This is a genomic window from Leptolyngbya sp. FACHB-1624, assembly GCF_047649235.1.
Taxonomy (GTDB): domain Bacteria; phylum Cyanobacteriota; class Cyanobacteriia; order Leptolyngbyales; family Leptolyngbyaceae; genus Leptolyngbya; species Leptolyngbya boryana.
In genome coordinates this window covers 865675-879586 of record NZ_CP180258.1, presented here as the reverse complement: position 1 = coordinate 879586, position 13912 = coordinate 865675, and the positions used below count along the sequence as shown (strand labels likewise).

At 47.4% G+C, this 13912-nt stretch carries 15 protein-coding genes and 1 riboswitch; of the genes, 7 read left to right on the top strand and 8 right to left on the bottom strand.

Translation table 11 applies throughout. The features are described 5' to 3' along the window. Positions 1-11: 11 nt before the first annotated feature. A complete protein-coding gene (locus ACMUEV_RS04030; protein WP_017290575.1) occupies positions 12-329 on the bottom strand; it encodes a DUF1825 family protein in 318 nt (105 codons plus the stop codon). An 89-nt stretch (positions 330-418) separates the two neighbouring features. Here ACMUEV_RS04030 and ACMUEV_RS04025 point away from each other — a divergent pair, with 89 nt between their 5' ends. The 6 genes from ACMUEV_RS04025 (at position 419) to aroA (ending at position 7690) form a co-directional block, all read left to right on the top strand. Continuing rightward, complete coding sequence (locus ACMUEV_RS04025) at positions 419-1912, top strand: phytoene desaturase family protein (RefSeq protein WP_190648951.1); 1494 nt, start codon at positions 419-421, stop codon at positions 1910-1912. Further along, positions 1909-2808, top strand: a complete 900-nt coding sequence (locus tag ACMUEV_RS04020) for a DMT family transporter (RefSeq protein WP_190648948.1) — start codon at positions 1909-1911, stop codon at positions 2806-2808. Before ACMUEV_RS04025 ends, ACMUEV_RS04020 begins: the two co-directional genes overlap by 4 nt. 226 nt (positions 2809-3034) lie before the next feature. Further along, positions 3035-3349 carry a hypothetical protein gene (locus ACMUEV_RS04015; RefSeq protein WP_017290578.1) on the top strand — a complete coding sequence of 105 codons (315 nt, stop codon included), beginning with the start codon at positions 3035-3037 and terminating at the stop codon, positions 3347-3349. 343 nt (positions 3350-3692) lie between these two features. Further along, positions 3693-3817, top strand: a riboswitch (cyclic di-AMP (ydaO/yuaA leader). 116 nt (positions 3818-3933) lie between these two features. Beyond that, complete coding sequence (locus ACMUEV_RS04010) at positions 3934-4557, top strand: universal stress protein (RefSeq protein ID WP_268180364.1); 624 nt, start codon at positions 3934-3936, stop codon at positions 4555-4557. A 114-nt stretch (positions 4558-4671) separates the two neighbouring features. Further along, positions 4672-6267, top strand: a complete 1596-nt coding sequence (locus ACMUEV_RS04005) for a cation:proton antiporter (protein ID WP_190648946.1) — start codon at positions 4672-4674, stop codon at positions 6265-6267. A gap of 55 nt (positions 6268-6322) precedes the next feature. Next, complete coding sequence (aroA, locus tag ACMUEV_RS04000; RefSeq protein ID WP_190648943.1) at positions 6323-7690, top strand: 3-phosphoshikimate 1-carboxyvinyltransferase; 1368 nt, start codon at positions 6323-6325, stop codon at positions 7688-7690. A gap of 238 nt (positions 7691-7928) precedes the next feature. Here aroA and ACMUEV_RS03995 read toward each other — a convergent pair whose 3' ends face one another. The 5 genes from ACMUEV_RS03995 to ACMUEV_RS03975 all read right to left on the bottom strand — a co-directional run bounded on the left by ACMUEV_RS03995 (position 7929) and on the right by ACMUEV_RS03975 (position 10815). Beyond that, positions 7929-8312, bottom strand: coding sequence for a RidA family protein (locus tag ACMUEV_RS03995; protein WP_190648939.1), 384 nt, complete (start codon positions 8310-8312; stop codon positions 7929-7931). Further along, on the bottom strand, positions 8302-8892 hold the full coding sequence (locus ACMUEV_RS03990) for a shikimate kinase (RefSeq protein WP_190648936.1): 591 nt from the start codon (positions 8890-8892) through the stop codon (positions 8302-8304). The genes ACMUEV_RS03995 and ACMUEV_RS03990 overlap by 11 nt, the downstream gene beginning before the upstream one ends. Further along, positions 8893-9420 carry a LapA family protein gene (locus ACMUEV_RS03985; RefSeq protein ID WP_017290585.1) on the bottom strand — a complete coding sequence of 176 codons (528 nt, stop codon included), beginning with the start codon at positions 9418-9420 and terminating at the stop codon, positions 8893-8895. Positions 9421-9463: 43 nt separating this feature from the next. Continuing rightward, complete coding sequence (locus ACMUEV_RS03980) at positions 9464-10513, bottom strand: spore photoproduct lyase family protein (RefSeq protein WP_017290586.1); 1050 nt, start codon at positions 10511-10513, stop codon at positions 9464-9466. Positions 10514-10575: 62 nt separating this feature from the next. Continuing rightward, entirely contained in the window at positions 10576-10815 is a 240-nt protein-coding gene (locus ACMUEV_RS03975; protein WP_190648933.1) for a hypothetical protein, read from the bottom strand. Between the two features lie 725 nt (positions 10816-11540). Here ACMUEV_RS03975 and ACMUEV_RS03970 point away from each other — a divergent pair. Next, a complete protein-coding gene (locus tag ACMUEV_RS03970) occupies positions 11541-11936 on the top strand; it encodes a PadR family transcriptional regulator (protein ID WP_197693232.1) in 396 nt (131 codons plus the stop codon). Here ACMUEV_RS03970 and ACMUEV_RS03965 read toward each other — a convergent pair. Next, positions 11933-13087 (bottom strand): MlaD family protein, encoded by a 1155-nt coding sequence (locus ACMUEV_RS03965; RefSeq protein ID WP_017290589.1) that lies wholly within the window; start codon positions 13085-13087, stop codon positions 11933-11935. The two genes, ACMUEV_RS03970 and ACMUEV_RS03965, sit on opposite strands and share 4 nt — an antisense overlap. Positions 13088-13094: 7 nt before the next feature. Continuing rightward, positions 13095-13877, bottom strand: coding sequence for an ABC transporter ATP-binding protein (locus ACMUEV_RS03960; RefSeq protein ID WP_190648998.1), 783 nt, complete (start codon positions 13875-13877; stop codon positions 13095-13097). Positions 13878-13912: the final 35 nt, after the last annotated feature.

The following is a 13912-nucleotide window of genomic DNA, read 5'->3' as shown; positions in this document are numbered from 1 at the left end:
CCCGACCCGCTTTATTTGTCAATTTGGGATTTCATCCGATTCAAGGTTTGCTGCATTTGATCGAACATTTGCTGTGGAGTCATGCCAAACTGACCCAACTGAGTTTTCAATTGCTCAACTGTCATCTGAGCAGAGAAATCTTCGGATAGCTCAAAGCGTTTCATAAATACTTTGTAGCGATCCATAATGGCTTCCATCTGTTCGATGTACATGATTTTGCCTTCACGATCGAACTTGCCATAGCTGCTGCCTAGTTGGATTAGAGATTGATAATCCTGAAAAAGATTCTTAGCTTCTTCTTGAACGATCTCGGAATCAAAAAATGACATTGTCTTAAAATCACGAGAATACTTGAGTTCATTTTATTCACAAGGGCTGACACTCGTTAAGTAGTGGAAACACTACTTGGAACATTCATATGCACGATACAGAGATTGTTGTAATCGGGAGTGGAATTGGTGGACTGGTCGCAGGGGCATTATTGGCTCGATATGGAAAGTCGGTGGTGGTCTGTGAAAGCCATACTATTCCAGGCGGCGCAATTCACAGCTTTTCGCGGCAAGGATTTCATTTTGATTCTGGGGCATCGTTTTACTGCGGGTTGAGCGATGCCCATTCAGTCAATCCGCTGCGCCAAGTTTTAGCGGTGTTAGAAGAACCCGTCGCAGCGATTCCTTATGATCCGTTTGGTCATTATCATTTTCCAGACGCGACTCTTCCGGTGTATGGAAATTTAGAAAAATATCGATCGGCGATCGCGAACATTTCTCCTCAAGGTGCGATCGAGCTTGTCGAACTTGAAAAACGGTTTCTCAAACTCTACGAAGGCTTACGCGGAATTCCGACGCTCGCTCTACGCAGCGATTGGAAATTAGCCCCGCTTTTGTTGAGTCGTTATCTTCCTTCGTTGCTGAAATTGCTCCCGAATTTGGGGATGATTCAAGCTTCTGTTGGCGATTTGATGGATCAAACGGTTCGTGATCCTTGGGTGCGAAGACTCATCGATTTGGAATGTTTCCTATTGTCTGGATTAAAGGCTCACGGCACGATCGCGCCTGAAGTTGCCTTTATGTTTGGAGAGCGGACAAATTCTGTGATTGATTATCCGATCGGGGGAAGTGGCGCGATCGTCGATGCGCTGGTGCGAGGGCTGAAAAAATGGGGCGGATCGCTGCGATTGGGTACACATGTAGAGAAAATTCTCGTGGAATCCGGCAAAGTTCGAGGCGTGCGGTTGCGAAATGGCGAAGAATTAAAATCAGCGATCGTCATCTCTAACGCCACAATTTGGGATACATATTCGCAACTTTTAGATCCCTTGCCGAACACTCAAGACGCACTCAAAACGCCAGCGATCGAGAGTTTTATGCACTTGCATCTTGGCATTCGCGCAGAGGGTTTAGAAGGTTTAACAGGTCATCATGTGGTCGTGCATGACGATCGAGACATCACCATTCCTGGAAATACCTGCATGATTTCGATTCCCTCGGTTTGGGATGCGACGCTGGCTCCAGATGGGCATCACGTTGTTCATGCTTATACGTTAGAACCCTTTGAAGGTTGGGTGCGAAATGCCGAGTATGAGCAGAAAAAACAGGAGCGATCGCAGTCGCTATTTCGTGCAATTGAAAGAATTATTCCAGATTTGAAATCCCGTATTGTTTTAGAACTGATTGGAACCCCGCTGACTCATGCGCGATATTTGCGGCGCTATCAGGGCACATACGGAGCTGGAATTCCCGCCGGACAAGGATTATTTCCGAGTTGTTATACGCCGATCCAGAATCTCTACCGGGTCGGGGATAGCACAATGCCTGGAATCGGTGTCCCTGCGGTTGCGGCTTCGGGGATTCTCTGTGCGAATACGCTCGTCGATCTGACTCAAACACTTGAATTGGTTGATTTACTTTGACTTTTTTTCTTCAATTTCGAGGTGAAATTGCGGCGCTGATGGCTGCTCTGATCTGGGCAACTGCCTCGATCGTCTATACGGGCGTTGGACGGCAAATCAAGCCGCTGGCTTTGAATTTCACCAAGGGCTGGATTGCGATCGTTTTGCTCGTCCTGACCTTACTCCTCACTCAGCGGAATATTCCCTCGATCGATCCTGCTCATTTTCTCCTGCTCTTTCTCAGCGGCACGATCGGCATTGGCTTCGGTGATACTGCTTATTTCAACGCGCTCAATTGCATCGGCGCAAGAAGAACCCTTTTATTTGAAACTCTTGCACCTCCTATGTCTGCTGTGTTTGCCTTGCTCTTTCTCAAAGAGCAGATTTCAACCACGGCTTGGCTTGGGATTGGGTTGACGATTGTCGGAGTCGTTTGGGTGATCTTAGAACGGGCTTCTGATGTTCACGAAGATTTCCGTCCGCTTCGGGGCAGTTTATTCGGACTGCTCGCCGCTCTTGGGCAAGCAACAGGTGCCGTTATGTCAAGAGCCGCACTGGTCAGTTCTGAAATTGACTCACTCTGGAGTACATTAATTCGGCTTTTAGGCGGTACGATCGCACTGTTCATCTGGATCTTGCTGCAACGCCAATCGGTTGAACTGGTTAAACCCGTACAAAATCGTCGATTGTTTGTCGTGATTGCAACAACGGGATTCGTGAGTACTTATTTAGGAATTTTACTTCAGCAAACGTCTCTGAAATTCGCTGCAACCGGAATCGCACAAGCCTTGAGTAGTACCAGTCCCTTATTTGTCATACCCTTAACTCGGATTTTGGGCGATCGCGTTAGCATACGATCTGTCATGGGTGTCCTGATTGCGCTGTTGGGAGTGGGTTTATTGTTTCAGCGTCAATGATTTTAATCACTGGTAGGTAACAGGTGATGCTGGGTAACATTTACAACGTGATACGATGCCGTGTAACAATGTCTTTCATAAATCTATAGAACAACATTCAGTGATTTTGCTAACGCAGATATTCAGAACTGCATAGTATCTCTAGAGGAGGAAAGCTACGGGACTAACACGGGGTCGCTACGATTTCAATTCCTAGCAACGTCAATGTTTGAGGAAAGAGTTGTTTATGCAAGTTTTGTTAGTGGTTTCGGGATTATTTTACGTAGCCGTGATGCCAGTTCTCTTCATTAGCTGGCTCGAATTTTTCCGTCATGATCAAGATGATTTAACCAAGAAAGAGCAACGGATATCAGGCTTAGTGATTGCGATCGCGTGTCTATTTTGGGTTATCGTTCTTCCCTTCGCTTACTTAGAACTTCTGGATAAATTTAAGCGTTCTAGCCGTGCCGCAAGACTCTATCAAAAAATGTTAACGGCTCCGAAAATCCAATCCTTAACGCCACCCGAAGATTTTCCCTGTTCTAATTTCTCGAACAACTGAGTGACATTTGCAACCAATCTGTATCTCGTGAGAGAAGACAAAGCGGCTGCATTTAGAAAATACTAAAGGTGGAAATGGAAGAAATTTGCTGTCAAGAACAATACAATATGTGAGGAAAATGGTACGCTCCAGTACCAGTTGTTATAATGGCAATGATTCTGCTACCGAGGCCGACTCGCTTACGTCCCTCGTTTTGTCTTATAAGTAGCAGTTCTTTCTCGCATGTCCGTATTAAATTAGCCAACAGCAAGATCAAACCAGAGTACCTGGTTTTTTGTTGTGGGTGCTTTTGTCAACACTTTAGGGAAGTCAATCTGTGGGTCGCTTAATTTGAATCTAAGCCCTTTTTAGGGTGCTTGAATTCAAAACGGAGGAACCAATTTTTGGGGCGAATTTCAAACACCCGTTTGAGAAAGACACCTTCCAGTCTTAGCCCGTCAGCTAACTCCGTCAGCATTGGGAGGATTCTCCAGAACGCAGTTCTCTGCGATTATGGTGTCCTGAATTTCGATCGTCTATCTGCGATCGTCAAAAATCCCTCACCCACCTCTCAGCCCTGTGTAGTTAGGAGAGGTTTCAAACTCGTGAATATTCATTCGATGCTCGTACGGCTCCAAGGCACGCTTGGACGGACTGATTTGGTTCAGAAAATGCTGCTGATGGCAGGTGCAAGCCATGCCGAGGAGCCAGAAATCAATCTGGTCGTTGGTTATTCTCATTCGCCGAGTAGTCAGACGGCGCTGGATCTGACATTATGGATTGCTCACCAAACACGCTTGGCAACGGGTAAACAGGTGACGGTTCAAGTCGTGTATGTGATTGATGATGGCGTGATGAACCGGATTCCGGTTTTTAATAGCACCTCGAAACGCTCGAAAAAAGAAGCGGGAAATGAGTGGCAGACCAGCCGAACTGCGATCGCGGAATTAGAAACGATGGCAAGTCCGCAGTTTGGAATGGCGGAACTGTTTGAGCAAGCCGATCGCATCTTATGGAATGCGCGCTGTATGGCGGAAGAATGGCGCGGTTCCCTGAAGACGCATTTGCGGTTTGGGCGCGTTGCAAAAGAGTTGAAGGAAGTTGTCGAGGCTGAGAAGGCTTCGCTGTTGATTTTAGGATGTGATACAGGCGACCATCCGCTGGTGAGGCAATTGGGGGTGCAGTTCCCCTGTCCAGTGTTGGGAATTCCGTCTGTGTTGGAAGATTAGGGTGAACCATCGGCGATCGCGGAGATTTAGACGATCGCCTGGTTCAAAAAGTAAGCTTAGTTCCCCAACGAAAGGTATGGTTTTTAGTGGCGTTGGGGTAGAAGCTCAGAACTTATGACAGGAAAAATATTAGCGATCGCGGTGGGTGATCAGGGTCAGTTCGCGCAGTTAGTGACGGTACTGATTATTTTGCTGTTGGTGGCGACGATTGTGGCATTGCTGTCGCGACGGTTAAGAGTGCCTTATGTGACGGGATTGGTGCTGGCAGGAGTCGCGATCGCGGAATTTCTGCCTCGAAAAGTTGGATTAGATTCAGCGCTGATTATTAATTTGTTTCTGCCCATTTTGCTGTTTGAGGCAGCGATTAATACTGATATTAGTCGGTTAAGAAGTACGCTGAAGCCGATTTTGCTGCTCGCAGGTCCGGGTGTGCTGATCGCAGTTGGAATTACGGCGATCGGACTAAAATTTGGCTTGGCATTGGAGTGGATTCCAGCGCTGTTGGTTGGAGTGATTTTGGCGATTACGGACACAGTGTCGGTGATTGCCGTGTTTAAAGAGGTGGAAGTTCCCTCCAAACTGATCACGATCGTCGAAGGAGAAAGCCTATTTAATGACGGCATTGCGCTGGTGCTGTTCAGTTTGGTTTTGAAATTTAATTCGACTGGTAGCATTGCGCTGACTGATGGGATTCGCGAGTTGGTGGTCGTGATTGTTGGCGGACTCGCGGTTGGCTTGGTTCTGGGGTATTTGGGAGTGGAATTGTATTTGCAATCGGAAGATGATCCACTCAGCAGTATTTTGTTGACTGTGGCGATCGCGCTGAGTGCATTTCAATTAGGTCAATTTCTGCATGTTTCGGGTGTGGTAGCAGTCGTGATTGCGGGTTTGATGTTGGGAAACTTGGAGCGATCGCGGAAGGTTTCGGCATCGAGTCGAATCACGGTACTGAGCTTTTGGGAGTATGCGGGATTCGGAGTCAATACGTTTATTTTTCTGCTGATTGGATTAGAGCTGCGATTAGATACGTTGGGGCGAATTTTACCTGCGGTCTTGCTGGCTGTGTTGGCGTATCAGATTGGGCGAATGTTAGCGGTGTATCCGCTGCTCGCTTTGGTGGGAGTGTTTGATCGACCCATTCCGATCAAGTGGCAACACGTGCTTTTTCTAGGCAATATTAAAGGCTCGTTGTCGATGGCTTTGGTGTTAAGTTTGCCATCGAGTATTCCGGGGCGAGAATCGCTGATTGCGATCGTGTTTGGGTCGGTGTTGTTATCGCTGGTTGTGCAAGGGGTGGGCTTGCCTTTTATTGTTCAGCGATTGAAGTTGGCTCATCGTTCCGAGGTGCAAGAGTGGGTCGAAGGATTGCAATCGCAGTTAATGACGGCGAAAGCAGCCCAGGATGAACTCGACACGTTGCTTAAAAGTGGAGTGTTGCCGAAGTCAGTGTATGAGGAATTGCGATCGAGCTATCAAATTAAAGTGGCAGCAGCAGAGCGATCGCTGCGAGATTTTTACAATCGTCGCTCGGAGAAATCTACTGTCCTTACCTTTCAGGCATCTCGGTTTGATGCAGTGAAGCGACGGTTGTTATTAGCGGAAAAAAATGCCTTGAATGATGCGTTGCGTAAGCGAATTTTGTCTGAGGAAGTTGTGAAAGGCAGATTGAAAGCGATCGATGAGCAGTTGTTAAAGGTTGAGGATGATTGACGCTAAAGCTGCATTAACGGATGATAGCGAATGCTGTCTGTAATTTTATTGTGTTATGACTTCTGCGAACCCGTACAGTGAAGCGATCGCGCTTCATGTCACCGATGCTCACCACGATCTTGTGATTCAGCGCCCGAGTGCGGGACTGGCTTTGCAAGGTCGAATTCGGGTTCCAGGAGATAAATCGATTTCGCATCGGGCGTTAATGTTGGGCGCTTTGGCACAAGGCGAAACCGTTATTCACGGATTGCTTTTGGGAGAAGATCCAAGAAGCACAGCTAGTTGTTTTCGGGCGATGGGAGCCGAAATCTCGGAGTTGAACACGGAAGAGGTGCGAGTCAAGGGAATTGGCCTGGGAAATTTAGTCGAGCCTGTGGATGTTTTAGATGCGGGAAATTCTGGCACAACCTTACGATTAATGCTCGGAATTTTGGCATCGCATCCGGATCGATTTTTTACCGTAACCGGAGATGGATCATTGCGATCTCGTCCGATGTCTCGTGTCGTGAAACCCCTTCAGCAAATGGGCGCACAGATTTGGGGACGCAAGCAAAATTCGCTCGCGCCTTTAGCCATTCAAGGGCAGGTCTTGAAGCCGATTCATTACCATTCGCCGATCGCGTCGGCTCAAGTGAAATCCTGTGTTTTACTCGCCGGATTAATGACGCAAGGAAAAACAACCGTTACCGAGCCTGCTCTGTCTCGTGATCATAGTGAACGGATGCTGCGGGCGTTTGGGGCAGATTTAACGGTTGACCCTGAAACGAATAGTGTGACAGTAACCGGACAATCGCAATTGACAGGGCAGACGGTTGTTGTGCCGGGAGATATTAGCTCAGCCGCATTTTGGCTCGTTGCAGGGGCGATCGTGCCTGGATCGGATTTGACGATCGAGAATGTTGGGGTAAATCCAACCCGAACAGGAGTGTTAGAAATTCTCGAGCACATGGGAGCTGATATTACCTTGGAAAATCAGCGGGAAGTTGCAGGCGAACCTGTAGCAGATTTGCGAGTGCGGCATAGTGCATTGAAAGCTTGTGAAATCTCAGGCGATGTGATTCCAAGATTGATTGATGAGATTCCAATTCTGGCAGTGGCAGCGGCATTTGCAGAAGGAACCACGATCGTCAAAGATGCGGAAGAGTTACGTGTGAAAGAGAGCGATCGCATTACTGTGATGGCGACGCAGCTAAATCAGATGGGAGCTTCGGTTCGAGAACTCCCGGATGGAATGGAAATTACAGGTGGAACGCCTTTGAAAGGTGCGGAAGTGGATAGCTATACGGATCATCGGATTGCGATGAGTTTAGCGATCGCGGCGTTGAATGCTGCGGGCACAACGACAATTCATCGGGCAGAGGCGGCAGCGATTTCGTATCCAGATTTCACGCCGACATTGCAGCGGGTTACGGGGTTAGGTTGATAAATTTTCGGAGAATCTCGGAAATTGCTTCCACCTGTAAATTTCGGGTTGATTTGTCGATCTCACTCTCCCGCACAGGGTTTTAAACCCCGTGCTAACTGTGCAAAGTCCCTGAACGGACTGAATCGCTATATTCTGGTAGTCTCTTTAGAGACTTCGCACGGTTAGACCGTGATTTTCAATCACGGGCGGGAAAGCGCAATCAATGATCAACCCAAAATTTACAGGTGGAATTGCTTTACGCAGCGGTGAGTGCTGCGATCGCTTCAACCTCGATTTTCAACCCTGGCACAAAAAGGCTCTCGACTTGTACAAGGGAACTTGCAGGCAAGTGCTGTTCAAAGTAGCGAAATAAAACAGTTCTAAGCTGACTCAGTTGTCCTAGCTCGGTAACGAATATCGTGACTTTGAGTAATCCTTGAAAGCTCGTCTTTTCTGCTTCGAGAATGCCTTGCATCTGTTCGAGAATCACTTCAGCCTGAGCGATTAGATCTTCGTCTTGTGCAGGTGTATTGAACGCGGTTAAGCCCGAAATAAACAGCAAGCTACCGTGGCGTACGGTATGCACATACGCACCTAGGGGTCTGTCGAGATGAGGATAATTTTTGCGTTCAATCTGCATTGGTTTGGAAGGGCATCTCCTTGTTCAACTGTTGAATCGCTTCATCCATTTGACGTTTACGATCGCATTCTTGCGCGATCGCTCTCAAAACTCGTTCTGTAATTTGATCAGGCGTTTCATCGGGCTGGATCAAGATATGAATGTCGGCTTGAGCATAGCGCGATCGACGTTCAGATAAAAGCTGGTTTAAACGTGCTCCTAAGTCTTGCTGCTGAAGTAAAGGGCGAGTCGTGTCATCACTCAGACGCTTTTGGATCTGCTCAACGGGTAAATCTAACCAAACAATTACGCCATGCTTCAAATAGCTCCAATTATCTGGAGCCACAACAATTCCGCCTCCGGTTGCAACAACCTTTCTCAACCGTGAAGAAACTTGAGATAACGTCGCCGTTTCGAGTTGCCGAAAAATGCTTTCTCCAGATTCAGCAAAAATGGTCGAAACACTTTGCCCAGTCGCTTGCTCGATAAACATATCCGTATCGAGAAATTCGTAGTTCAAGCGCTGTGCTAATAATTGCCCGATCGTCGTTTTTCCCACCCCCATCATGCCAATGAGAAAAACACTCACCCCGTTTAACATTTAGAACTCTTCCTCATCCAAATTTCGAGTCGGTGGTTTGATCACCTTATAGTCTGCATCCACAACGTCCGGCGGTGTAGTAGGTTCGCGATAGGTGTAGGAGTACGACGACCCAGATCGTGTTTCTGTAGTCGGTTCTTGACGCTTCTCGAACTCTTGCCGAGGACGATTGCGCGGTGTCTCTCCCCAATCATCACTCCCATCACTAAACCAATCGTCCGCATCCTCGCTTTTCGAGGGAGGGGATTGTTGACCGTAGGTGTAAACGCCTGCGGGTTTTGTCGATTGCCGAACCGTTTTACGTTCTGATCGACGCGCTGCAAATCGTGTTAATCCAAACAGGAAATTGATGATGATTGTCGTTGCAATCCCAAGCGCGATCGCACCTAAAATCCACAACGACAGTGGCATCGTGGGAGATCGCACTCCTAGAAATACGATCGACATCGGCACTGTTGAATTTGACAGCGTGAAGATAACCAGAATGCCTGCTACCGCAAGGATAAAGACAAAGCGTAAAAGAGCCATGAGCAAAACCCACGATCTACGCTATCAGCTTAGCGTATTGAGCTTATGTCCAGTACAGAATTTTCCCATGTGGAAATCGCCGTGCTAATTCTCGCTCAAAGAACTGTCGCAATTCGCGCATCGTCTTCGCATCGTATACATATTTCATGCCGCCGAATTTATTCCGCTTCACAACTCGCGCAGACTCATCGAGATCTAACTTCGTATTCGGATACCAACTTAGGAGGACTTGCTTCGAGCCAGGTGTAAAGCGATGAGAAATCAGTTCAAAGGTCAAGTCACAATCGAAGTCAATCAGCTCAGACATGCGATCGAGTAACTGTGTGTAATGCGCTTGCCAATCATCGATCGGCATAATCGGCGCGATCACAATGCCTAAAGGATAACCGCCTTCTAAACCTAATCTTCTCAGGGCTTGCAAGCGCTCCTCGACAGAAGCTGTGCCGCCTTCTAAGCGCTGACTCACGGGTGCAGCATTCACGCTGACTCGACAGCGCGTATGTCCATTGTGAGGCAGATCTAATAAGCCTTCCACATGACTGAACTTAGAAACCCATCTCAGATATCCATCTTGGCGCGTACCGAAGTAACGAATACACTCGGCTAAGCTGCCCGTGAGATGCTCAATCCCCAGCGGATCAGTGTAGCAACTCACTTCATAGCTCGTCTCACGATTAGGATGCTCGTATCGAGCTAAGTTATCCAAAATCTGAGGTAGATTTGCATACACTCGAATCACAGGTGGCCCTGATAAACTGCCAGCGAGATAACAATACTGGCAATGCGCAGGGCAGCCTTCTGCAAGATGAAACTGCCAATCGGCAGAAGGTGGGATCGGACTGAGCTTGAGTTGACTTTGAGGAGCGGTGACGATCGCTAACGTTCGTTTCGCAATGCTGTAAGTCTCACGATCATCTTCTCCACGCAAGCCAGTCAAACGGTTTTTGGGAAGTTCTTCAATCGGTAAATCTAAGCTTTGAACTCGCTCTAAAATCTGTTGTCCCCACGGTTCATCTAATGCAGCGGGTGTAAAGAGAACTCGATCAGGCATCCAAAGCTTCGATTCGCGGGCTAAAACGGGACTCGCTACCATGCTGATTCATGCTTGCTACTTCTCTATTATGGCAAGGCTAAATTCAGCGAGGGTGGCGGGTTTTACGCCAGTTTGATCAGGTGGTTCCACACTTGTTTGAGGGCGCAATTGACGGCAATTTTTTCAGCGATCGAACAATCTGCTTTTTCAAACAAAGGTGCAAGCTGTTTGGCTTCGGTCAAACTAAAGCCATAGCTGCTTAGTTGCTGAGTATAAATTTGCTCACACACCGGATTGCGTCCTTGAGTCAGTAACTCTAAGTACTCTGTGTCTGACATTTCTAAATCGACAACGATTGACATTTCCTTCTCCGTGAATCGCTGCATATAGCATATCAGGGATCGCTTCATCTCTCTAAAGACTGAAGAAAGGGTTCGATGATCAAGATAATTTCTCGGGCTGTTCTTCTCTTAACGGCGATAGCTGCGTGACAGGTCAAAACTTACGGTTGCACAATTTCCGAGTCCGCCTCATGAATCCTGTATTAAATCGATGAGAATGATTAGGCTGATTGCAAAAATATTCTGCTAAAATCTAAACGCTCTCACCCGATTGGGGGATTGATAACAACCTTTTAGTAGAAATGTTAAAGCTGATGCTTCATGGAAATTGTTCTAAGAAATGTCTGGGTTGAGTAAAAGATCATTCTGATCATTGAGCAGGGGAATACTCCCGTTCGTCTGCTAGGATAAGTGCAGCTATTTTGTATCACATACTACAAAATTAGAGACGCTTTCCAGAGCGTTTTTGATCATCTGACCAACCTTACTGCACTTAATATTCTTCTAGCCGGAAAAAGTCTGAGGCTGTAGGTTCGATTGCAGTCAGCGATCGAAATGTGTCAGGAATGAAGATGAGATCACAATCTATCTGCTTTGACCATCGACCAGATTGGCAATTGAACTCCAAACTCCAAGGCTATCACTCAGACAAATTGGGATTGTCTTGCTTTCTCCGAAATTTTCCGCAATTGGCAATGATAATGCCTAGCCCAGTGTAACTCTATTCGACGGTAGCTCTCCAAATCATGGACATTCAAACGATGGATGCTCAACGCCCCTTCACCCTGCAAGACATTTACCGATTCTTCCAAACGCCGCAGGTGATTTTCCTCAATCAGCAATTGACGGTTTGTTACCTGTTGTCGATCTTGGTTGAAAGCGACTCTTATGGGACTGAGTTTGTTCAGTCTTTAAAACAGAACTATCCGGGCTATCGACTCTCTGACACAATTTTGCAAAGTTCGCTGCGGTTTCTAGAGAAAGAAGGACTCGTCAGTAGTTATTGGAAAAAGCCAGAAAAGCGAGGTCGTCCACGCCGAATGTATCAGCTTTCCTCCTCAGCTCGACCCCAAGCCGAGGAACTTTCTACGCTGTGGCGGGAGTACGTGCTAAACCATCCGATCGAGACAGGAGATTCTTAGGGAGAAGGAGTCGGAGTTGGGTATGCGATGGGTTTAGGCGCTGCCAAAATTTGAGCGATGTCAGCCTGCTGTTGCAATTGCTGCGTTGAAGAAACTAGACCACTTAAACCATTGATCAGGCGCTTCAGATTGTCTCTTAACTGCGGATCACCGGTCAGTTCATCTAAGTCAGAGGTGATTTTCTGAGTGTTTTCAAAGGTTGCCCGTGCTGAATCTAATGTTTGTTGAAGCATTGTGATATTTGCAGGGTTGTTTAAGGTCACGGAGATATCCCGCAAGTTTGCAGAGGTTTGCACGGCATTCGCAGACAGGGTTTCTAAGTTGTTGATGAGCTGACTGCTTTCAACTCGGTTCAAAATCGGGCTGAGCCGAACGACGCTCGTGCGAAGCTCGCTACTCGTTGCACTGAGATTGTCTAAGGTGGAAACGAGGGTCGATCGATTCGCGGCAATCAGATCATTAATTTGAGTAATGGTTAAAGTTGCTCGATCGGCTGTATTACTAATGGATCTGGCAGTTGCTGAAAATGTGCCAACTTCTTGACGTGCAGACTTAACTAAGCCCGTCACTTCGCGGCTCAGTTGAGCAATTTCCGCTGCTGCAACACTACTATTTTTGGTCAGAGCATTGATGTTGCCTGTAAATTGCGGATTGCTATACACATCTGCAAATTTGATCGTCGCTCGAATGAGTTCGTCAGTGCTAATTCCCATCACTCCTTGAATGCGAGAGTTTTCACACAGAATTAAATCTCGATTGCAATCTCGATCCAAGGGTTTACCTGGTTCAGCAGTCGCTACGAGATCTTTGAGTGGCGAAATGTCTAAAACAGTCTCCCCGAGTAGCCCGGTTTGATTCACACTCAACGTTGAGTCTCTGGGAATCACTAAATCCGCTGGTGCAATTTCTAGCTTCACTTCTACCCCATTTGCGCCAGCTGCAATGTTAGAGATTCTCCCGACATTGACTCCTCGGTAACGGACTGGACTTCCGACCTGAACGCCGTTGATTGTCTCGAATTCTGCTACTACGGTAAAACTTCGATTAGCAGGATTCAGTCCCTTCAGCCAGAGCACTAGACCGCCAAACAGTCCCACGCCTGCCAAAATCATTAAGCCTACTGATCCTTCTCGAACCGTTCGCGATCGCATAACCCCTCTACCCTAATACCTGAATTGGTCCTTCTACACTGCCACTAAAGAACTGCCGAATCAATGGCTCATCGGTTGTGTCGATTTCATGGACTTTGCCTTCCCATTGCACCTGCCCGCGATGGAGAAATAAAACTCGATCGGCGGTGCGCCGAATTGTACTCTCTTGGTGCGTCACCATCACATAACTTTGACATCCCCGCTTCGGACATTGTAGCGATCGTACTAAATCTTCAATCACCGTTGATGCGATCGGATCGAGTCCGGCAGTCGGCTCATCGTACAGCAGTACGTCTGGTGTATCGCTAGGATTATCAGGATTTGCCATGATTGCCCGTGCAAAACTGACTCGTTTTCTCATCCCACCCGAAAGCTCAGCGGGAAATCGCTGACTGATGCCCGATAAGCCAACCATTTCCAGTCGTTCTTCCACGAGTTGGCGAATTCTCTTGCGAGGTAGCCGGGAATGTTGATAGAGCAAAAATCCAACATTTTCCTCAACATTCAGCGAGTCAAATAGTGCTGCTTGCTGAAACACCATACTAATATGCAGTGGATCAGCCGCATCTTCGATCAGTCCTTTCCGCCGTTTGCCGCCGATATATACCTCCCCCGAATCAGGAGCAAGCAGTCCTGCCATAATTCGCAAGACTGTGGATTTGCCAGTTCCGGAAGGTCCAATAATTGCAAGGGCTTCTCCGCGATAAACGGTTAAATCGACCTGATCGAGAACGGCATTGTCCCCGAACCGTTTGCTGACACCTTTTAATTCAATCAATGGATCAGCCATGCCTGTCCTAAAGTGCGATCGATTATCGCCATTGT